This is a genomic window from Ensifer sp. Root278 (genome assembly GCF_001429285.1).
Taxonomy (GTDB): Bacteria; Pseudomonadota; Alphaproteobacteria; order Rhizobiales; family Rhizobiaceae; genus Ensifer.
Window position 1 is genome coordinate 167287 of sequence record NZ_LMJJ01000012.1, and the last position, 19699, is coordinate 186985.

Below are 19699 nucleotides of genomic sequence, written 5' to 3' on the forward strand. Positions count from 1 at the left end.
CGTATGATGAAAGTTGAGTGCACCCGGCTCCCTTCCGGGTTGACGGTGGTAACCGAGCAGATGCCGCATCTCGAAAGCGTGGCGCTCGGGGTGTGGATCAAGTCCGGTTCGCGTAATGAAACCCTGGGCGAACATGGCATTGCCCACCTGCTGGAGCACATGGCTTTCAAGGGCACCGCGCGGCGCACCGCCCGCCAGATTGCCGAAGAAATCGAAAATGTCGGCGGCGAAGTCAACGCCGCCACGTCGACCGAGACGACGTCCTACTATGCGCGCGTCCTCAAGGACCATGTACCGCTGGCGGTCGACATTCTCGCCGACATCCTCACCGAATCCACTTTCGACGACGAGGAGCTGCGGCGCGAGAAGCAGGTGATCCTGCAGGAAATCGGCGCTGCCGACGACACGCCGGATGACGTGGTCTTCGACCGCTTCGCCGAGACCGCCTATCGCAACCAGACCGTCGGACGTCCGATCCTCGGCACCCCCGAGACGGTCATGTCGTTTTCCGCCGGCCAGATCCGCCACTATCTCGGCCGCAATTACACGACCGACCGCATGTTCGTGGTCGCCGCCGGCGCCGTCGAACACGACGCGTTCGTTCGCCAGGTCGAGGAACGCTTCTCCTCGCTGCCGCGCACGCCGATCGCGACCCCGGTGCTCGAAACCGCCCGCTACACCGGCGGAGAAAGCCGCGAGACGCGCGACCTGATGGACGCGCAGGTCCTGCTCGGCTTCGAAGGCAAGGCCTATCACGCCCGCGACTTCTATTGCTCGCAGATCCTCGCCAACATCCTCGGCGGCGGCATGTCCTCCCGCCTCTTCCAGGAAGTGCGCGAACATCGCGGCCTCTGTTATTCGGTCTATGCCTTCCATTGGGGCTTTTCCGACACCGGTATCTTCGGTGTGCACGCGGCAACCGGCGGCGAGAACCTGCCGGAACTGATGCCCGTCATCGTCGACGAACTGCGCAAGTCCTCGATGAACATCGAGCAGCAGGAAATCGAGCGGGCCCGCGCCCAGATCCGTGCACAATTGCTGATGGGCCAGGAAAGCCCGGCCGCCCGCGCCGGCCAGATCGCCCGCCAGATGATGCTCTACGGCCGCCCGATCCCCAACGAAGAACTGATGGAGCGCCTGTCCGGCATTACCATCGAACGCCTGACCGATCTTGCCGGCCGGCTGTTCTTCGATACGACGCCGACGCTCTCGGCGATCGGCCCGCTGGAGCAGCTTGCCCCGATGGGCGACATCCTGTCGACATTGACCGGCAAGGCCGCCGTACCGCACGCCGTCGCCAGCTAAACAGGCCCAGATCATTTCATGGTTTCATCGAAACCGTGAAATGATCTTGCCTTTTCGAGGCGACCGCATGTCTCCTTAAATCGACCTCGACTTAAGGACAAAGACATGCAGAAAATCAAAGTGCTACAGCGACCTTTGCGCGTCTGACAAGACGCGCGGCGCTGTAGGCAACTCCTGGCGGAAAGCGTTTGCCACTTTTCCTGAAATTGCCCCGGGCCGCCGAGGACGCAAACACCATATCCAAATGGTGAAGTCTTTGCGCCTTTTCGCAAATTCGGATTCGATTTGCGCGCAAAGTTGTGCAACGTTTCGGTTTGGACAGCGCAAAGGCGCGCTGCCGGGCGGATGATAAAAGGTCCCCGCACGCAAACTGGACGGCCTCGGAGGCAGCTATGACACGATCGGTTTTTCGGTTCCTGTCGCGGCAGCCGGAGGCGATCGAAATTGCCGACCAGAATTATCTGCTGCGGCTCCCGCGCTATGCCGATTATCGTCAATGGTACCAGCTCAGAAGCGAGAGCCGCGCCTTCCTGGAGCCTTGGGAACCATCCTGGCGTACTGACGAGATGACAGAGAGTTCCTTTCGCAGCCGGGTCATCCGCAACGAACAGGAATATTCGTCCGGCCAGGCCGTGCCGCTCTTTCTTTTCCACAAGCCAGACGAGACGCTGCTCGGGGGGCTGACCATCGGCCACATCCGCCGCGGCGCCGGGCAAAACTGCATGATCGGCTACTGGATGGGCGCGCGCCACGCCGGCAAGGGCCATATGTACGCGGCCCTGAGGCTCGCTATTCCCTACATCTTTTCGACCCTTGAGTTGCACCGTATTGAAGCAGCCTGTATTCCGGACAACTCAAGAAGCATCCGGCTCCTTGAAAAGGCCGGTTTTGAGCGTGAAGGCTACTTAAGACAGTACTTGAGAATCAATGGCCAGTGGCGAGACCACGTGCTCTTTTCTCTCCTGTCCGACGATGCCCTACCGAACAGGAATATGCCCCTTTGATGCCTCTAGCCCGCTCGCCCTTCGCTTGGTCAGCCTCGAAGCTGGCAGCGTTTCTAATTGCGCTCACGACGTTTTTCTGCGCGCTCGGCGGTGCGGCCCAGGCTCTGGAGCCGGTGAAGATTTCGCGCGAGGACACCGCGCTCGACCTGACGGCAACGACCGAGATCTACAGCGGCCGTAACGAGGCCTTCCAGGTCTCGACCGCGCCCGGAACCGACGGCATCGTGCGCCGCATCGAAGTGCGCTCCAGCAGCGAAGACCATCAGGGCGACTGGGCGGTGTTCGCGCTCGCCAACGTTTCGGCCGAACCGCTCGACCGCGTGATCGTGGCGCCGCATTTCCGGCTGGTGAATTCCAAGCTCTTCTGGCCGGATCTCGGCTCCAAGCGCATCCTTTCGATTACACCCAGCGAAGGCTTCGCGCTCAGCCGCGAGCCGAGCGACGAGGCGGACGTCTTCCGTATCACGCTGGCGCCGGGCGTCATCATCACCTTCGTCGCCGAACTCGCGACGCCGGAGCTGCCACAAATCTATCTGTGGGAGCCGGACTCCTACAAAGACACGGTCAACGCCTTCACACTCTACCGCGGCATCGTGCTTGGCATTGCCGGCCTGCTCGCGGTGTTCCTGACCATTCTTTTCGTCGTCAACGGAACCTCGATGCTGCCGGCAACGGCGGCGCTCGCCTGGGCGGTTCTCGCCTATATCTGCGTCGATTTCGGCTTCCTGTCGAAGCTCATCAGCGTCACCGCAGGCGACGAACGAATATGGCGAGCGGGCACCGAGGTCTTCCTCGCGGCGGGCCTCGTGATCTTCCTGTTCACCTATCTCAATCTCAACCGCTGGCACCAGCATCTGGGTTACGCCACACTCGCCTGGATCCTGGGCCTCGGCCTGCTTTTCGGCGTCGCCGTCTATGATCCGGCAATTGCGTCCGGCATCGCCCGCCTTTCCTTTGCGCTGACGGCAACCGTCGGGATCGTGTTGATCGCCTATCTCGGCTTCAACCGCTACGACCGCGCAATCCTTCTGGTGCCGGCCTGGCTGCTCATACTCGTCTGGCTCTTCGGCGCGTGGCTGACCGTCACCGGCCAGCTCGCCAACGACATCGTGCAGCCGGCGCTCGGCGGCGGTCTCGTCCTCATCGTGCTCCTGATCGGCTTCACCGTCATGCAGCATGCGGTTGCCGGCAGCGGCTACCAGCAGGGCCTGTTCTCGGATCTCGAACGCCAGTCGCTCGCGCTCACCGGCTCCGGCGACACCGTCTGGGACTGGGACGTCGCCCGCGACCGCGTGGTGACCATGCCCGATATCTCGACGCAGCTCGGCTTGTCGCTCGGCAGCATGCACGGCCCCTTGCGCAACTGGTTGCCGCGGCTCCACCCTGATGACCGCGACCGCTTCCGGGCGACGCTCGACGTGCTTCTGGAGCGCCGCCGCGGCAAGCTCAATCATGAATTCCGCGTGCGCGCCGAGGACGGCCACTATCACTGGCTTTCCATTCGCGCCCGGCCAGTGCTCGGCGCCAACGGCGAAATCATCCGCTGTGTCGGCACTATCATCGACATCACCGAACAGCGCAATTCCGTGGAGCGTCTGCTGCACAACGCGCTGCTCGACAATCTGACCGGCCTTCCGAACCGCCAGGTCTTCCTCGACCGGCTGCAGGCGATCCTGCTGATGGCCGACGGCAGCAATTCGGTGCGCCCGACGGTGCTCGCAATCGACATCGACCGCTACAAGCAGGTCAATGATCTCCTGGGCATCGCCGCCGGCGACAACATCCTGATCGCCTTGACGCGACGGTTGCGGCGGCTCCTGCGCCCGCAGGACACGCTTGCCCGCCTCGGCGGCGACCAGTTCGGCCTGATCCTGATGTCGGAGCGCGATCCCGCCAAGGTCGCGGATTTCGCCGACGCGGTGAGCAAGGCGATCATGGTGCCGCTCAACTACGGCAACCGCGAAATCAACCTGACGGCTTCGATCGGCCTCGTCTCCTGGCTCGACCAGGAGCAAAGCGCAGCAGGCCTGCTCGACGATGCCGAGCTCGCCATGTTCCGGGCAAAGAAGGAAGGCGGCAACCGTGTCGAGCCCTTCCGCCCTGCTTTCCGTACTTCTGGATCGGACCGGCTTCAGCTCGAAGCCGATCTCAAGCGGGCGATCGAACGCAAGGAGCTCTCGCTGGTCTATCAGCCGATCGTCCGGCTGAATGATGCGGAGATCGCCGGTTTCGAAGCGCTGATGCGCTGGGATCATCCGAAGCGCGGCAACATCTCGCCGACCGAGTTCATTCCGATTGCCGAGAATTCCGACCTCATCAACCAGCTCGGCATGTTCGCCTTCGACAAGGCAACGAGCGATCTGACGGAATGGCAAGTCCAGACCGGCGACCTGCCGATCTTCGTCTCGATCAACCTTTCGAGCGCGCAGCTGCTCAACAACGAGCTCTATGACGACGTCCGCGCAATTCTCACCAAAAACCGCTGCGATCCGGGTAAAGTGAAGATGGAACTGACGGAATCGCTCGTGATGGAAAATCCCGAGCAAGCCCGTCTCGTCCTCGAAAAGCTGAAGGAAGCCGGATTGAAACTGGCACTCGACGACTTCGGTACCGGCCATTCGTCGCTTTCCTACCTCACCCGCTTCCCCTTCGACACGATCAAGATCGACAAGGCGCTGGTGCGCGACCCGAGCGACAAACGCGGCATCCTGCTGCGCTCGGTGATCACCATGGCGCGTGAGCTCGACATGCAGGTGGTGGCCGAGGGTATCGAATCCGAAGACGATGCAATCCAGCTTTCACAGATGGGCTGCGACTACGGCCAGAGCTTCCTCTTCGGCCCGCCGATCGGCTCGGAATCGATCCAGCGACTGTTGAAGGAGCGCTTTCCGCTGATGAAGCGGGCGTGAGTTCGGCAACACGACGCCGCTCAGCGCGAAATCGCCATAAGCCCGTCGGCTACAGCCCGGCGGGCTTTTCATTTCAACATGAATGATTGAAGAACGCCGGCTAAGACGGCGATCAGGCGTGGCCTGCGTCCACCGAGAGCATCGCGGCCGACACGCCCATCAGCGCCAGCGCCCGGTCGTATTTGTCGTCCAGCGCCTTGTCGAAGATCAGTTCCTCGCGTGCCGGGCTCGTGAGCCAGCCGTTCTGGGTGATTTCCGCCTCGAGTTGCCCCGGACCCCAGCCGGCATAGCCGAGCATCATCGTCGCCCTGACTGGCCCCTCCCCGCGCGAAATGGCGCGGACGATATCGAGCGTTGCCGTCAGGCAGATGTCATCGCTGACCGGAATGCTGGAATCGCTCAGATAGTCGTCGGAATGCAGCACAAAGCCGCGCCCAGTCTCGACCGGCCCACCGGCCTGAATCTGGAAATCCCGTGTCATCTGCGGAAGCCGGATCGCCTCTTCCTCGTCGAGAATATCGAGGTGGAGCAACACGTCCGGAAAGGTCAGTTGTTGAGGCCGATTGAGCACGAAGCCCATGGCGCCGTCGTCTGAATGAGCACAGATGAAGATGACCGTGCGGGCGAAATTGGCATCAAACATTCCCGGCATGGCGATCAGGAATTGACCGTCAAGGAAACCTCGCTCCCGTCTCTTCTGCGCCATCGGAGTCGACATCATGGGAACAGCCTACCAATTCACCGCGAAATGAAAAGCGCCTCAGCGTCGCGGCCGGGAAATATTGCACGCACGACGTTCACTTCGCCGTGTCCGATCAAGCGATTATGATCGTTGCTCTCTTCGCAGCGTCTGGAGCAGCATCGGCAAAAGCGATATTGCTTCCGACATGATCCAGCGCTCCACACATCAGAACATGGCCCAGTTCATTGGCGCGGCAAGCCTCATCGCCGCTTTTTTTCTTACCGTCGCTGCACAGGCGGCCACCAGCGACTGGGTGACCTCTCCAGGCGGCATGATCCGCCTCGTCGCAGCCCAACCCAGGCAGGATGGTACGATCCCCGCAACGCTCGAAGTCAAGCTTAACGCTGGCTGGAAGACCTATTGGCGCGAGCCCGGCGCAAGCGGCATCCCTCCGCAGGTGACGATCGATCCGGCGAGCGGCGTCGTACTCGAGAAGGTCGGCTTCCCCGTGCCGAAGACGTTCGACGATGGCGTGGTGCGCTACGTCGGCTACGACAAGTCGGTCGCTTTCCCGCTGACGCTGAAGCGCGTCCAGGGCACGGGCGACGTGACCATTCGCGCCTCGGTGTTTCTCGGCATCTGCGAAGACATCTGCATCCCGGTCCAGGGCGAGTTGACGCTGGCGCTGAAGCAGGGCGACTTCGACAATCCGCTCGACAGCGCGCGCATCGATGACGCCGTTGCCGCCCTGCCGGAAGCGCCGTCCAAGGACTTTGCCGTCACGGCGAGCCGCTATGATGCGGCAAAAACCGTGCTGCACCTCTCCGTGCACTTGCCTGATGGCGCGGACCATCCGGAGCTGTTCTTGGCCGGCCCCTCCGGCGTTTCTTTCGGCAAGCCCGAGATCGCGATCGAGGGCGAGGCGGGCCTCAGCGCAGCCGTCCCGGTTCGCCTCTCCGGCAAGGACAGGGAACTCAAGGGCAAGCCGATCGTTGTCACCATACGGGCCAAGGGCCGCAGCATGGAGACGACCCTTGCCTTTGACTAGGCCGCATCTATAGTCCGCCGAGTTCTCCGACGAGTGCGGAGAAGCGAAGACGCAAGCAACGCAAGGAGAGTGCCGTGACCATTGCCGTCGGAGACAAACTGCCAGCCGCAACCTTCAAGGAAAAAACCGCCGACGGTCCGGTGGAGGTCACCACCGATCAGCTCTTCGCGGGCAAGCGCGTCGTGCTCTTCGCCGTTCCAGGTGCCTTCACGCCCACCTGCTCGCTCAACCATCTGCCAGGTTACCTCGAAAACCGCGACGCGATCCTTGCCCGCGGCATCGACGATATCGCCGTCGTCTCGGTCAACGACCTGCATGTGATGGGTGCCTGGGCAACCGCATCCGGCGGCATGGGCAAAATCCACTTCCTTTCCGACTGGAACGCCGCTTTCACCAAGGCACTCGGCATGGACATCGACCTGTCGGCCGGCACGCTTGGCGTCCGCTCGAAGCGCTATTCGATGCTGGTGGAAGACGGCGTGGTGAAGTCGCTCAATCTCGAAGAAAGCCCGGGACAGGCGACCGTTTCCGGCGCTGCGGCGATGCTCGAGCAGCTCTGAGCGCAGAAGTATGTGCAAATGGAAACGGGCCTCAACGGGCCCGTTTTTCATTTCACGAGAAGAGAGTCCGGACGGCGCCCCTTCTTGTAGGGTTCCATGCCCTTGCGGGCGAGCTCGTCGGCGCGCTCGTTTTCCGGATGGCCGGCGTGGCCCTTGACCCAATGCCAGGTCACCTTGTGTCGGCGGTTGGCTTCGTCCAGCGCCTGCCAGAGTTCGCCATTCTTCACCGGCTTCTTGTCCGCGGTTTTCCAGCCGTTCTTCTTCCAGCCGTGGATCCACTTGGAGATGCCGTCCATCACATATTTGCTGTCGGTATGCAGATCGACCTCGCAGGCGCTCTTCAGCGCATCGAGCGCCGAGATCGCCGCCAACAATTCCATGCGGTTGTTGGTTGTCTCGGCTTCGCCGCCGGAGAGTTCCTTTTCCACCTCGCCGTAGCGCAGCACGGCGCCCCAGCCGCCCGGCCCCGGATTGCCGGAGCAGGCGCCGTCCGTGAAGATGTCGACGTGTTTCATGCCCGGCCCTCTTCGCGTCTCAGGCCGTATTCAGCGCTCGAAGCGATGGCGCGGTGGAAGCGGATCTTCGTCAGATATTCGAGCGGATCTTTCTTGACCACGAGCGCGCCGGCAGGCGTCATCAGCCAATCATAGAGCCGCGTCAGGAAGAAGCGCAGCGCCGAGCCGCGGCAGAGCAGCGGCAGGGCGTCGACCTCCGCCGGCGTCAGCTTGCGCACGCTCTCGTAGCCCGAAAGCATCGCCATGCCCTTGGTGATGTTGTAGGAGCCGTTTTTCTCGAAGCACCAGGAATTCAGGCAAACGGCAACGTCATAGGCGAGATAGTCGTTGCAGGCGAAGTAGAAGTCGATCAGGCCGGAAAGCTGGTCGCCGAGGAAGAAGACATTGTCCGGGAAGAGATCGGCGTGGATGACGCCATCCGGCAAGGACTGCGGCCAATGACGTTCCAGATGCTCGAGTTCCGCCGATATCTCGTCCTTGAGACCCGACTGCACCTCGTCGGCGCGCGCCTCGGAATTGACCCAGAGTGGCCGCCAGCCGCCAACCGAAAGCGCATTGGTGCGCTTCAGCGCGAAGCCTTCGCCGGCAAGATGCATGGCGGCAAGCGCCTTGCCGACCTCGTGGCAGTGTTTTGCCTCGGGCTTCCTCAGCCACATGCCCTCGAGGAAGGAGATGACGGCGGCGGGGCGGCCGGAGAGCTCACCGAGCAGCTTGCCATCGGCCCGCGGCAGCGGTAGCGGGCAGGACAGGCCGCGGTCGGCCAGATGGTGCATCAATCCCAGGAAGAATGGCAGGTCATCGGCGTTCACCCGCTTTTCGTAAAGCGTGAGAATGTAGGAGCCCTTGGTCGTGTGCATCAGGAAATTGGAATTCTCGACGCCCTCGGCGATCCCCTTGTAGGAGGTCAGCTGGCCGACGTCATAGGCGGTGAGAAAACGGGAGAGATCGTCTTCCGTGATATCGGTGTAAACTGCCAAGGGCTTCCACTCTCAAGAAATGCGGGCAAGAAATGTGATTATTCGCCGTTGACGAAGGCCATATCGGCTGATGTCAGCGGCACATGGCGGATCTCGCGGTTGACGAGGAAGTTTTCGTTTTCCTCGACCGTATCGGCAAGTTCCACCTTCGCGTCGTAACGTTCGCGGAATGCCTCGATGATCTCGTTGACGATCACTTCGGGCGCCGAGGCGCCGGCCGACAGACCTACCGTCGAGATATCGCCCATCGCATCCCAGTCGATTTCCGATGCACGCTGCACCAGCACGGACTTCTTCGCGCCGGCCCGCAGCGCCACTTCGACCAGTCGCTTGGAATTGGAAGAGTTGGGCGCGCCGACGACGAGGAACAGGTCGCAGCCCGGCGCTGCCTGCTTCACCGCCTCCTGACGGTTGGTGGTGGCGTAACAGATCGAATCTGCAGCAGGCGCCGTCAGGTTCGGAAAGCGCTCGTGCAGCCGCTTGATGACGCCGGCCGTATCGTCGACCGACAGCGTCGTCTGGGTGACGAAGCCGAGATTGTCCGGGTCCGGCGGCTGGTAGACGTCGGCATCTTCGACCGTTTCGACGAGCGACACGGCGCCTTCCGGCAACTGCCCCATGGTGCCGATCACCTCCGGATGACCGGCATGGCCGATCAGCACGACGTGCCGACCGAGGCGGTGATGGCGCATCGCCTGCTTGTGGACCTTGGAGACCAGCGGGCAGGTGGCGTCGAGATAGAAGAGATTGCGGGCGTCAGCATCCGCAGGCACCGATTTCGGCACGCCATGGGCCGAGAAGACCACCGGCTGCTTGCGGTGCTCCGGCGGGATCTCGTCGAGCTCTTCGACGAAGATCGCGCCCTTGGCCTCAAGGCCCTCGACGACATAGCGATTGTGCACGATCTCGTGGCGGACATAGACGGGCGCGCCGAACTCCTTCAGCGCCAGGACGACGATCTGGATCGCCCGGTCGACGCCGGCGCAAAAACCGCGCGGCCCGCAGAGGCGAATGGTGATCGGGGATTTTGCTGCCGCTGATGATGCCATGGATCAGAATGCCAATAGAAGGAAAACAAGCGCTGCGATCGCCGGGCCGCCCTGGATTAAGAGGATGCGCGGCTTGACCGACCACGCGCCATATATAGCGGCAACGATCACGCACACAAGGAAGAACACCTTCAGCTCGAAGGCAAAGGACGGTTCCGACTGGATCAACGACCAGAACAGGCCGGCCGCGAGAAAACCATTGTAGAGACCCTGGTTCGCCGCAAGGACAAGTGTTGTCTCCGCTTGCTCCGGTGTCATGCGGAAGACAGCCCTCCCCCGAGGTCCTGTCCACAGGAACATCTCGAGCACGAGAAAGCCGACATGCAGCAAACCCGTCAACGCAATCAGAGTGTTCGCGATAATCGCCATCCTTGTTCCCCGCTGTCGATCCCTTCAGCAGGGTTAGCACGGCGGCGCCGTCCGGGCTATCGCCCGCGGCGCGCCACGTAAATGCCGCTGACCAGCACCAAAGCTGCCGCCAGCCCATACCAAGTCAGGGCGTATTGCAGATGGTTGTTGGGCAGGTCGAACTGGGTAACGCCGCCGATCGGCAGACCGCCAGGGTTGAGTGTCGCATCGGCATCGACGAACAGCGGCAGCACCTTGTCGGCCGGAAGCCCGACCGACGACGCCATCGTGTCGAGATCCTTCCAGTAGAAGATGTTCTTGGCGAGATCATTGTCCGGAACGAGCGACGACGGCTTTTCGGTGAGCTTCGGTCTTGCAAGACCGTGGACACCTACGAAGGCCGGAAGCTCGCCCGCGAGACGGGTCGACGATTCTTTCTGTTCGAAGGGCACGAAGCCGCGATTGACGAAGAGCACGCGGCCATCGTCGAGCGTCAGTGGCGTGAAGACGTAATAGCCGGTGCGGCCGTTAAAGGTCGCGAAGAAATGCCGCTCCTTGCTGTGATCGAAGGTGCCTGTAACCGTGACGGTGCGGTAATCGATGTCCACCCCATCTGCGAGCATCTTCTCGATGTCGCCAAGCGACACCGGAGGCGCCGACCGACGCTCCTGGATCGCGGTCAGCAGGCCTTCCTTCCAGTGCAGCCGCTGCATCTGCCAGGTGCCGAGCGAGATAAGGATGGCGAAGGCGACGGCGAGCAATAGGAAGGCGCCGAGGCGTCCGAGGAGGCCGCGCTTCTTGACTTCGATCTCAGCCACGGTCGATTTCGCCCGGGCGCGCATTGTTGCGGTACTGCAGGTTGATCAGGACGCCCTTCAGAATGCGTGTCAGCCCGAGGCTGAGGATGGTCGCGAGCGGGATCCACAACAGGAAATGCAGCCACAGCGGTGGGTTGAAGTTGACCTCCGCCCAAAGCGCCGCGCCAACGACGACGAAGCCGACGATCAGGATGACAAAGACCACCGGGCCATCGCCGGCATCGGCAAAGCGATAGTCCAGGTCGCAGCTTGTGCAGGCCGGTTTGACCTTGAGGAAGCCGTCGAACAGCCTGCCCTGGCCGCAGCGCGGGCAAAGCCCCTTGATCCCTGTCATCACCGGGTCCACCGGCGGGAAATGTGCCTTGTCTTCGCTCACGGCTTGATCTCGATTGGCGTGTTGTTGGGGACCATCGTCCAGATTTCTTCCATTTCGGCATTGGTAACGGCAATGCAGCCATTCGTCCAATCGAAGCGCTGCGTCAAAAACGCCAGCCAACCGAAATAATTGGGCTGGCCATGGATCATGATCATGCCGCCGGGATCGACCCCATTTGCGACCGCGGCCTTGGTATCTTCCGGCGCCGGATAGGAGACGTGGATGGACTTGTAGTAGCCGCTTCCCGGATTGCGCCAATCGAGGAGATAGAGCCCTTCCGGCGTCCTCTCGTCGCCTTCCTGCCGCTTGTGACCAACGGGGTTTCCGCCGAGCGCGACCGCATATTCGCGGATCAACTGGCCACCGTGGAAGAGCTGCAAGAGCCGCCGTTCCTTGTGGACGACGACCCTATCCGCAACGTCGGCCGCCGCAGCCGAGACGGAGCCGGCCAGCACCGCCATGACCATGATCGACGCAACCCGCATTTCGCACCCCCGTCGCGTTGCCATCATCACAAGCCACCAAAAGAACAAGGCGGCTGCATGGCTGCAACCGCCCTGTTCATAAAGATCGAGATGCTCGCGCTATCAGCCGTGAGCGATCGGCGCACCCCAGCTGCCCCAGATGTAGATGGAGAAGAAGAGGAAGAGCCAGACGACGTCAACGAAGTGCCAGTACCAGGCAGCCGCTTCGAAGCCGAAGTGCTGCTTGGGCGTGAAATCGCCGCGCAGGGCACGGATGAGGCAGACGAGCAGGAAGATCGTGCCGACCAGAACGTGGAAGCCGTGGAAGCCGGTCGCCATGAAGAAGGTCGCGCCGTAGATCGAGTCCTTGAAGGCGAACGGAGCGTGGGCGTATTCGTAGCCCTGAACGAAGGAGAACAGCACGCCGAGCGCGACCGTCAGCATCAGGCCCGAGATCAGGCCCTTGCGGTCGTTGTGCAGGAGCGCGTGGTGTGCCCAGGTGACCGTCGTGCCCGAAAGCAGCAGGATGACGGTGTTGTAGAGCGGCAGGTGCCACGGATCGAGCACTTCGATACCCTTCGGCGGCCAGACGCCGCCGGTGAAGGTGGCGCGGGTTGCCTGGATGGCTTCGCCCGGGAACAGGCTCGCATCGAAGAAGGCCCAGAACCAGGCCACGAAGAACATCACTTCCGAAGCGATGAACATGATCATGCCGTAGCGCAGGTGCAGCGACACGACACGGGTGTGGTGGCCTTCATGCGCTTCCTTCACCGTGTCCGACCACCAGCCGAACATGGTGTAGAGAACGATGATCAGACCGGCGAGCAGGATCCAGACGTTGGCGAGCTCGAGGCCGAAGATCTTCAGCGAGCTGCCCGCGAGGTAGCGCATGTAGCAGATGCCGCCGAACGCCATGACGAAGGCGCCGATCGAGGCAAGCAACGGCCAGGGGCTCGGGTCGATGATGTGGTAGTCGTGATTCTTCTGATGCGCACCGGCCATGTCAGTAATCCCCGAAATGTCTCTCTCTTGTCGCCCTTCCGGCATAGCCGAAAAGGACCTCCAGTCAAAGTTTGTTCTCTTCCGTCTTCACCTGCGCCACCGGTTTCGACGGTTCGCGCGGGTAGAAGGTGTAGGAAAGCGTCAACGTCTTGATGTCCTTGGTCTCCACCGCCTTGACGATCTCCGGATCGACGAAGAATACCACCGGCATCTCCATCTCCTCTCCCGGCTGTAGCGTCGTCTCGGTGAAGCAGAAGCACTGTACCTTGTTGAAATAGGCACCGGCCTGCATCGGCGTGACATTGAAGGTCGCCTGGCCCGTCGTCGGCTTCGACGACAGGTTCTTCGCCCGGTACATCACCTGCACAGTTTCGCCGATGCGGATATCGATGTCGCGCTGGACCGGCTTGAACTCCCAGGGCAGACCGCCCGAGGTGTTCGCGTCGAAGGTGACCCTCACCTTCTCGTCCAGGATCACGTCCGAAGCCTGCTCGACGCGCTGCGTCGTACCGTTATAGCCGGTGACGCGGCAGAACATGTCGTAGAGCGGCACGGCGGCATAGGCCATGCCGACCATGCCGGCGACGAAGGCAAGGCAAGTGCCGACGACGACGCGGTTCGAGCGCTGTTTGGGCGTGGTTTCCGATGAATTCGTCATGCCGTCCCGCCTCAGTTGACCATGCCGTTGCCGAACTTGATCAGCGTGACGATGTAGAACAGGACGACAAGCCCGAAGAGGACGAAGCCGAGCGCGATGTTGCGACCGCGGCGCGATTTCTTCTGGGCATCAGTGAGCTTGACGGTTTCCATCAGGCAATACTCCCGGCGTGCAGCCAGATATTGACGATTAGGTGATCCGCCATCAGGGCGGAGAAGATCACGAACAGATACATGATCGAGAAGGCAAACAGCTTCTTGGCGGGCAGCATGCGCTCATCCGTCTCAGGCATGCGCAGCACGCCGATCGAATACCAGATGAAGCCGAGACCGAGTGCCGCTGCCACGAGGCCGTAACCGATGCTCGCGAAACCGAGCAAGGTGGGACAGATACCGATGAGCGCGGTCAGCACGGCATAGATGACGATCTGCTTCTTGGTGGTCGCCTGGCCGCAGACATTCGGCATCATCGGCACGCCGACGGCGCCATAGTCGCCCATCTTGAAGAGGGCAAGCGCCCAGAAATGGGCTGGCGTCCACAGGAAGGTGATCAGGAAGAGAACGATGCTTTCGATCGATACGGCGCCGGTGACGCAGGCCCAGCCGATCATCGGCGGGAAAGCACCGGCCGCACCGCCGATGACGATGTTCTGCGGCGTCGAGCGCTTCAGCCACATCGTGTAGATGACCACGTAGAAGAAGATTGTGAAGGCGAGCAACCCGGCTGCGAGCCAATTGACGGCGAGCCCGAGGATGATCACGGAAAAGGCGGAGAGCGTCAGACCGAAAGCCAGCGCTTCCTGCGGCAGGATCTTGCCTGCCGGGATCGGGCGCTTGGCGGTACGGCTCATGACTGCGTCGATATCGGCGTCATACCACATGTTCAGCGCACCGGAGGCGCCGGCGCCGACGGCGATGCAGAGAATAGCGATGAAGCCGATGAAGGGATTGATGTGGCCCGGCGCGAGCACCAGCCCGGCGAGTGCCGTAAAGACGACGAGGGACATGACACGTGGCTTCAGAAGCTCGAAATAATCGCGCGCAGAGGCTTCGGACAGGCGCGCAACGCCTTCCATGCCGACTGCTTCGTGATTGTCGATGACCGTCATGTCGTGTCCCTGTGCAAGTCCCGGCCGCAATGGCCGTGTGTCGCCGGTTTCCCGGCGGGGTGAAGCCGCCGGAACCGGCGGCTTCTGTTCGTTGCCCGTCACTTGATGCGCGGGAGCTGCTCCCACTGGTGGAACGGCGGCGGCGAAGACAGCTGCCATTCCAGAGTGTTCGCGCCCTCGCCCCACGGGTTGTCGCCTGCGACGCGCTTCTTGGCGAAGGCTTCGAAGACGCCGAAGAGGAAGATCAGCACGCCGACGGCTGCGATGTAGGAGCCGTAGGACGAAACCATGTTCCAGCCGGCATAGGCGTCGGGATAGTCGATGTAGCGGCGCGGCATGCCGGCGAGGCCGAGGAAGTGCTGCGGGAAGAAGATCAGGTTCACGCCAATGAACATGACCCAGAAGTGCAGCTTGCCGACGAACTCGGAGTACATGTAGCCGGTCATCTTCGGGAACCAGTAGTACCAGGCCGCGAAGATCGCGAACACGGCGCCGAGCGACAGAACGTAGTGGAAGTGAGCAACCACGTAGTAGGTGTCGTGCAGCGAACGGTCGAGGCCGGCGTTGGCGAGCTGAACGCCCGTGACGCCACCGACGGTGAACAGGAAGATGAAGCCGATCGCCCAGACCATCGGGGTCGTGAAGCGGATCGAACCACCCCACATCGTCGCGATCCACGAGAAGATCTTAACGCCGGTCGGAACAGCGATAACCATCGTCGCGAAGACGAAGTAGCGCTGCGTGTCGAGCGACATGCCGACGGTGTACATGTGGTGCGCCCACACGATGAAGCCGACAGCGCCGATCGCGACCATGGCGTAGGCCATGCCGAGGTAGCCGAAGATCGGCTTGCGCGAGAAGGTGGAAACGATGTGGCTGACGATGCCGAAGCCCGGCAGGATCAGGATGTACACTTCCGGGTGACCGAAGAACCAGAACAGGTGCTGGAACAGGATCGGGTCGCCGCCGCCTTCAGGCGCGAAGAAGGCCGTGCCGAAGTTGCGGTCGGTGAGCAGCATGGTGATGCCGCCTGCCAGAACCGGCAGCGAGAGCAGCAGCAGGAAGGCGGTGATCAGAACCGACCAGGCAAAGAGCGGCATCTTGTGCAGCGTCATGCCCGGAGCGCGCATGTTCAGGATCGTGGTGATGAAGTTGATCGCACCGAGGATCGAGGATGCGCCGGCGATGTGCAGGCCGAGGATCACGAAATCCATGGCCGGCCCGGGCATGCCCGATGTCGAGAATGGCGGATAGATCGTCCACCCGCCGCCTGCACCATAGGCACCGGCCGGTCCCTCGACGAACATCGACAGGAGCACCAGCAGGAAGGCCGGGATGATCAGCCAGAAGGAGATGTTGTTCATGCGCGGGAACGCCATGTCCGGCGCACCGATCATGATCGGAACCATCCAGTTGGCGAAGCCGCCGATCAGCGCGGGCATGACCATGAAGAAGATCATGATGAGCGCGTGCGCGGTCGTGAACACGTTGAACATGTGCTTGCCGCCGTCGATGGCAGCATCACCCTCGAAGCCGTAGACCATCTGCGCCAGACCGTGGAAGATCTGGATGCCCGGCTCCTGCAGTTCGGCGCGCATGAACACCGAGAGCGTGCCGCCGATGATGCCCGCGAAAATCGCGAAGATCAGGTACAGCGTGCCGATGTCCTTGTGGTTGGTCGACAGGAACCAGCGCTGAAAGAAGCTCAGAGGCTTATGCGCATGGTCTGCGTGGCCATGATCGGAGTGATCATGGCGTTGATCGTGATGAACGGCTGTTCCAGCCATGGGTCGAGCTCCCCTTCCGATTACTGTGCGGCGTTTGCGGCGACGTCGACGGTCTTGGCCGCATCGATGGACGCCATGAGCGCCTTGTTCGCATCGCCGAGATTGGTAGCGGCGGCTGCGAGCCAGGTGTCGTATTTTTCCTGCGAAACAACGCGGATCGCGATCGGCATATAGGCGTGATCCTTGCCGCAGAGCTCGGAACACTGGCCGTAGTACAGACCTTCGCGGTCAGCCTTGAACCAGGTTTCGTTCAGGCGGCCGGGAACGGCATCGATCTTCACGCCGAAGGCAGGCATTGCGAAGGCATGGATCACGTCGGCGGCGGTGACGAGGACACGAACCGTCTTGCCGACCGGAATGACAACTTCGTTGTCGACGGCGAGCAGGCGCGGATATTCCTTCTTGTCTTCCTTGCCGAGGGCGGCGCGATCTTCATCCTTCACCAGCAGGCTGTCGAAGGAGAGCGGGCTTTCGCCGACTTCATATTCATAGGACCAGTACCACTGGTTGCCGGTCGCCTTGACCGTCAGGTCCGGATTGGCCGGCGGCGTGAGCTGCGCGGTCAGGAGCTGGAAGGACGGAATGGCGAGGAAAAGAAGCACGATGACCGGACCGACGGTCCAGACGACTTCGATGGCGGTGTTGTGGCTGGTCTTGGAGGGAACCGGGTTAGCACTCTCGCGGAACTTGACCACGACGATGATCAGCAGGAGGAGAACGAAGAGGGTGATCGGAATGATGAACCACAGGGTATAATGTTCAAACCACGTGATTTCTTCCATGATGCCCGTAGCGGCCGACTGAAAGTTTGTCTGCCAATCGACAGGCTTGTCAGCAAAGGCGCTCGAAGCAAAAAGCAGACAGGCAAGCGCTGCCAGAACTGCATAAGCCTTGTTTTTCACAATATGTCTCCCCAATGCGCTTGATCAGGATCAAACCGGAACGCAGAATCCCTGCGATACTGCTGCGCTTCAAACCACAGTTTGTCCGATGCCGCAACATCTGACCAATCAACCCCATGCGGCATTTTTGCACAAACGCATCTTTTCACACAGGCACCCCTTAGAAGCCGTCACGAATCGACTTATATGACGTCTTCCGCGCCCCTAAAGGCGCGATCGCACGCGGTTCGCGCGGCAACACACGGGATAGGGCGTTAACCCGCCCAATTTCCGCCATATGACGCTGGAATGTGCCCCGCAGGGCTTTTCATTTATTCCCGCGCGCTTCAAGAATAGCCCTGATGATTCGACGTTTTGAGGTTTACATGGGCCTGCCCCTCTTTTCGCGACTGTCGGCCTTCGCCGCCTTCGGCCTTGCCGTTCTCGCTCTCCCCGCTCAGAGCCTGGCCCAGCAGCCCGCCGGAACACCCGGCACGGTCAAGTCCAACCACGGCGCGTGGTCGATCGTTTGCGATCAGCCGGCAGGCGCATCCACCGACCAGTGCGCGCTGATGCAGAACGTCATTGCCGAGGACCGGCCGGAAGTCGGCCTGTCGGTGGTCGTGCTGAAGACGGCGGACCGCAAGGCGAAGATCCTGCGCGTGCTCGCTCCGCTCGGCGTGCTGCTGCCAAACGGCCTCGGCCTCAACGTCGACGGCAAGGATATCGGCCGCGCCTACTTCGTGCGCTGCTTCTCCGACGGCTGCTATGCGGAAGTCGTGCTTGAAGATGAATTGCTGAAGACCTTCCGCTCCGGCGCGACGGCGACCTTCATCGTCTTCCAGTCGCCGGAAGAAGGCATCGGCATCCCGGTCGATCTCAAGGGCTTCGGCGAAGGCTACGACGCGTTGCCCTGACCGGTCGCCGGACCCCACACAAACAAGACACAGGGCCGCGCTTCGAGCGCGGCTTTTTTATTGGCAGGCGCCGGCACAAACGACAAAGCCCGGATCCACGATCCGGGCTTTGTCGTATTCAGAGACGTCGTGCTTTAGATGATGTCGGTTCCGGCGATCTTGATGCCGAAGCCTTCGAGGCCGACATAGTGGCGCTCCCGGGAGGCAAGAAGGCGGATAGAGCTGATGCCGAGATCTTTCAGGATCTGGGCGCCGAGGCCGATTTCCAGCCATTCGTTCTCGCGCGCCTGCGCCTCGTCATGTGCTTCACGATCGTGTTTGCCCTTGCGGGCCGTTTGCGACACGCCGACGCCGACCGAGCCTTCGCGCAGGTAGACGATGACCCCCCTGCCCTCGTCGGCAATGCGCTTCATGACGCGATCGATCTGGCAGTCCTTGCCGAACACGTCGGCGCCGACATTTTCGAGGTGCAGCCGGACCGGGATATCGACGCCGTCGCGAATATCGCCGAAGACGACGGCAAGATGCTGCATCGGATCCCAGGGCAGCGAATAGGAATGACCCTTGGCCGCACCGTAGGGGGTTTCGATATCGAAGGATCCGCCCTGCTCGATCAGCGTTTCCTTGCGCTGGCGGTAGGCGATGAGGTCGGCGACCGAAACCTGTTTCAGCCCATGGGTCTCGGCAAAGCTCGCGACCTGCGGTCCGCGCATGACGGTGCCGTCATCGTTGACGAGTTCGCAGATGACGCCGATCGGCGGCAGGCTTGCGAGCTTGCAGAGGTCGACGGCGGCTTCGGTGTGACCGGAGCGCATCAGAACGCCGCCTTCGCGGGCGACCAGCGGGAAGATGTGGCCCGGGCGAACGAAGTCCGTCGGCCCGACATTGGGGTTGGCGAGGTTGCGCACCGTCAACGTACGGTCATCGGCGGAAATGCCGGTCGTGGTGCCGTGCTTGAAATCGACCGAGACGGTGAAGGCCGTCGTATGGGCAGAATCGTTTTCAGCAACCATGGCATTGAGGTTGAGGCGTTTCGCCTCCTCGCGCGGCATCGGCGTGCAGACGATGCCCGACGTGTGGCGCACGATGAAGGCCATCTTCTCCGGCGTGCAATGCACCGCGGCGACGATCAAATCGCCCTCGTTCTCGCGGCCGTCATCATCGGTCACGACAACGATTTCGCCGGCCTCGAAGGCGCGGATGGCGTCGACGACACGCTTCTGGTCATAGGACATGGTGCTCTTCCCGAAATAGAGGGCGAATTACTTACAGCGCCGCGCGTCTCGTAGAC

General features: G+C 61.8%; 20 protein-coding genes and 1 pseudogene. 6 read left to right on the top strand and 15 right to left on the bottom strand.

The features are described from left to right. The first annotated feature begins 3 nt into the window (after positions 1 to 3). The 3 genes from ASE60_RS12350 to ASE60_RS12360 all read left to right on the top strand — a co-directional run bounded on the left by ASE60_RS12350 (position 4) and on the right by ASE60_RS12360 (position 5218). Positions 4 to 1305, top strand: coding sequence for a pitrilysin family protein (locus ASE60_RS12350; RefSeq protein WP_093232076.1), 1302 nt, complete (start codon positions 4 to 6; stop codon positions 1303 to 1305). Positions 1306 to 1697: 392 nt separating this feature from the next. Beyond that, positions 1698 to 2309 (top strand): GNAT family protein, encoded by a 612-nt coding sequence (locus ASE60_RS12355; RefSeq protein ID WP_057250658.1) that lies wholly within the window; start codon positions 1698 to 1700, stop codon positions 2307 to 2309. Further along, positions 2309 to 5218 carry an EAL domain-containing protein gene (locus ASE60_RS12360; RefSeq protein ID WP_057250660.1) on the top strand — a complete coding sequence of 970 codons (2910 nt, stop codon included), beginning with the start codon at positions 2309 to 2311 and terminating at the stop codon, positions 5216 to 5218. The genes ASE60_RS12355 and ASE60_RS12360 overlap by 1 nt, the downstream gene beginning before the upstream one ends. A 112-nt stretch (positions 5219 to 5330) precedes the next feature. On the opposite strand, the gene ASE60_RS12365 is transcribed toward ASE60_RS12360, so the two are convergent. Continuing rightward, entirely contained in the window at positions 5331 to 5936 is a 606-nt protein-coding gene (locus ASE60_RS12365) for a YqgE/AlgH family protein (protein WP_057251089.1), read from the bottom strand. A gap of 169 nt (positions 5937 to 6105) precedes the next feature. Here ASE60_RS12365 and ASE60_RS12370 point away from each other — a divergent pair, with 169 nt between their 5' ends. Then, positions 6106 to 6948: a protein-disulfide reductase DsbD domain-containing protein gene (locus tag ASE60_RS12370; RefSeq protein WP_057250662.1), complete on the top strand. Its 843-nt coding sequence runs from the start codon at positions 6106 to 6108 to the stop codon at positions 6946 to 6948. Between the two features lie 74 nt (positions 6949 to 7022). Next, positions 7023 to 7508, top strand: a complete 486-nt coding sequence (locus ASE60_RS12375; protein ID WP_057250664.1) for a peroxiredoxin — start codon at positions 7023 to 7025, stop codon at positions 7506 to 7508. Between the two features lie 47 nt (positions 7509 to 7555). Here the strand turns inward: ASE60_RS12375 and rnhA are convergent, their stop codons facing one another. From rnhA to coxB, 13 genes are all read right to left on the bottom strand, one after another. Beyond that, the gene (gene rnhA, locus ASE60_RS12380) at positions 7556 to 8023 is read right to left on the bottom strand and encodes a ribonuclease HI (RefSeq protein WP_057250667.1); all 468 of its coding nucleotides are present in this window, start codon (positions 8021 to 8023) and stop codon (positions 7556 to 7558) included. After that, complete coding sequence (locus ASE60_RS12385) at positions 8020 to 9000, bottom strand: homoserine kinase (protein WP_057250669.1); 981 nt, start codon at positions 8998 to 9000, stop codon at positions 8020 to 8022. Before ASE60_RS12385 ends, rnhA begins: the two co-directional genes overlap by 4 nt. A gap of 38 nt (positions 9001 to 9038) precedes the next feature. Then, positions 9039 to 10049 (bottom strand): 4-hydroxy-3-methylbut-2-enyl diphosphate reductase, encoded by a 1011-nt coding sequence (gene ispH, locus ASE60_RS12390; RefSeq protein WP_057250671.1) that lies wholly within the window; start codon positions 10047 to 10049, stop codon positions 9039 to 9041. A gap of 3 nt (positions 10050 to 10052) precedes the next feature. After that, positions 10053 to 10418, bottom strand: a complete 366-nt coding sequence (locus ASE60_RS12395) for a DUF1304 domain-containing protein (protein ID WP_057250673.1) — start codon at positions 10416 to 10418, stop codon at positions 10053 to 10055. 56 nt (positions 10419 to 10474) lie between these two features. Beyond that, complete coding sequence (locus ASE60_RS12400) at positions 10475 to 11239, bottom strand: SURF1 family protein (RefSeq protein WP_057250675.1); 765 nt, start codon at positions 11237 to 11239, stop codon at positions 10475 to 10477. After that, positions 11208 to 11591, bottom strand: a complete 384-nt coding sequence (locus ASE60_RS12405) for a DUF983 domain-containing protein (protein ID WP_057250677.1) — start codon at positions 11589 to 11591, stop codon at positions 11208 to 11210. Before ASE60_RS12405 ends, ASE60_RS12400 begins: the two co-directional genes overlap by 32 nt. Further along, positions 11588 to 12076 carry a L,D-transpeptidase family protein gene (locus ASE60_RS12410; protein WP_057250679.1) on the bottom strand — a complete coding sequence of 163 codons (489 nt, stop codon included), beginning with the start codon at positions 12074 to 12076 and terminating at the stop codon, positions 11588 to 11590. Before ASE60_RS12410 ends, ASE60_RS12405 begins: the two co-directional genes overlap by 4 nt. 102 nt (positions 12077 to 12178) lie before the next feature. Further along, positions 12179 to 13057 carry a cytochrome c oxidase subunit 3 gene (locus ASE60_RS12415; protein WP_057250682.1) on the bottom strand — a complete coding sequence of 293 codons (879 nt, stop codon included), beginning with the start codon at positions 13055 to 13057 and terminating at the stop codon, positions 12179 to 12181. Positions 13058 to 13121: 64 nt separating this feature from the next. Further along, on the bottom strand, positions 13122 to 13715 hold the full coding sequence (locus ASE60_RS12420; protein ID WP_057250684.1) for a cytochrome c oxidase assembly protein: 594 nt from the start codon (positions 13713 to 13715) through the stop codon (positions 13122 to 13124). A gap of 11 nt (positions 13716 to 13726) precedes the next feature. Next, positions 13727 to 13867 (bottom strand): hypothetical protein, encoded by a 141-nt coding sequence (locus ASE60_RS34560; RefSeq protein WP_043619862.1) that lies wholly within the window; start codon positions 13865 to 13867, stop codon positions 13727 to 13729. Then, entirely contained in the window at positions 13867 to 14823 is a 957-nt protein-coding gene (locus tag ASE60_RS12430; protein WP_057251090.1) for a heme o synthase, read from the bottom strand. The genes ASE60_RS34560 and ASE60_RS12430 overlap by 1 nt, the downstream gene beginning before the upstream one ends. 98 nt (positions 14824 to 14921) lie before the next feature. Continuing rightward, positions 14922 to 16610, bottom strand: coding sequence for a cytochrome c oxidase subunit I (gene ctaD, locus ASE60_RS12435; protein WP_057250686.1), 1689 nt, complete (start codon positions 16608 to 16610; stop codon positions 14922 to 14924). A gap of 20 nt (positions 16611 to 16630) precedes the next feature. Beyond that, a complete protein-coding gene (coxB, locus tag ASE60_RS12440) occupies positions 16631 to 17512 on the bottom strand; it encodes a cytochrome c oxidase subunit II (protein ID WP_057250688.1) in 882 nt (293 codons plus the stop codon). 470 nt (positions 17513 to 17982) lie between these two features. Between coxB and ASE60_RS12445 the strand changes: the two are divergent. Next, positions 17983 to 18408, top strand: a pseudogene (locus ASE60_RS12445) (invasion associated locus B family protein); the annotation flags it as partial. Between the two features lie 134 nt (positions 18409 to 18542). On the opposite strand, the gene ribB reads toward ASE60_RS12445, so the two are convergent. Next, positions 18543 to 19643: a 3,4-dihydroxy-2-butanone-4-phosphate synthase gene (gene ribB / locus ASE60_RS12450; RefSeq protein ID WP_057250692.1), complete on the bottom strand. Its 1101-nt coding sequence runs from the start codon at positions 19641 to 19643 to the stop codon at positions 18543 to 18545. Positions 19644 to 19699 lie beyond the last annotated feature (56 nt).

Bases quoted from the DNA above. Each gene is read 5' to 3' on its own strand.
- ASE60_RS12420 (WP_057250684.1), bottom strand. From the start codon at position 13,715: ATGACGAATTCATCGGAAACCACGCCCAAACAGCGCTCGAACCGCGTC.
- ASE60_RS12360 (WP_057250660.1), top strand. From the start codon at position 2,309: ATGCCTCTAGCCCGCTCGCCCTTCGCTTGGTCAGCCTCGAAGCTGGCA.
- ASE60_RS34560 (WP_043619862.1), bottom strand. From the start codon at position 13,867: ATGGAAACCGTCAAGCTCACTGATGCCCAGAAGAAATCGCGCCGCGGT.
- ASE60_RS12350 (WP_093232076.1), top strand. From the start codon at position 4: ATGATGAAAGTTGAGTGCACCCGGCTCCCTTCCGGGTTGACGGTGGTA.
- ASE60_RS12430 (WP_057251090.1), bottom strand. From the start codon at position 14,823: ATGACGGTCATCGACAATCACGAAGCAGTCGGCATGGAAGGCGTTGCG.
- ASE60_RS12395 (WP_057250673.1), bottom strand. From the start codon at position 10,418: ATGGCGATTATCGCGAACACTCTGATTGCGTTGACGGGTTTGCTGCAT.
- ASE60_RS12410 (WP_057250679.1), bottom strand. From the start codon at position 12,076: ATGCGGGTTGCGTCGATCATGGTCATGGCGGTGCTGGCCGGCTCCGTC.
- ASE60_RS12365 (WP_057251089.1), bottom strand. From the start codon at position 5,936: ATGTCGACTCCGATGGCGCAGAAGAGACGGGAGCGAGGTTTCCTTGAC.
- ASE60_RS12400 (WP_057250675.1), bottom strand. From the start codon at position 11,239: ATGCGCGCCCGGGCGAAATCGACCGTGGCTGAGATCGAAGTCAAGAAG.
- ribB (WP_057250692.1), bottom strand. From the start codon at position 19,643: ATGTCCTATGACCAGAAGCGTGTCGTCGACGCCATCCGCGCCTTCGAG.
- ASE60_RS12355 (WP_057250658.1), top strand. From the start codon at position 1,698: ATGACACGATCGGTTTTTCGGTTCCTGTCGCGGCAGCCGGAGGCGATC.
- ASE60_RS12415 (WP_057250682.1), bottom strand. From the start codon at position 13,057: ATGGCCGGTGCGCATCAGAAGAATCACGACTACCACATCATCGACCCG.
- ASE60_RS12370 (WP_057250662.1), top strand. From the start codon at position 6,106: ATGATCCAGCGCTCCACACATCAGAACATGGCCCAGTTCATTGGCGCG.
- rnhA (WP_057250667.1), bottom strand. From the start codon at position 8,023: ATGAAACACGTCGACATCTTCACGGACGGCGCCTGCTCCGGCAATCCG.
- ctaD (WP_057250686.1), bottom strand. From the start codon at position 16,610: ATGGCTGGAACAGCCGTTCATCACGATCAACGCCATGATCACTCCGAT.
- ispH (WP_057250671.1), bottom strand. From the start codon at position 10,049: ATGGCATCATCAGCGGCAGCAAAATCCCCGATCACCATTCGCCTCTGC.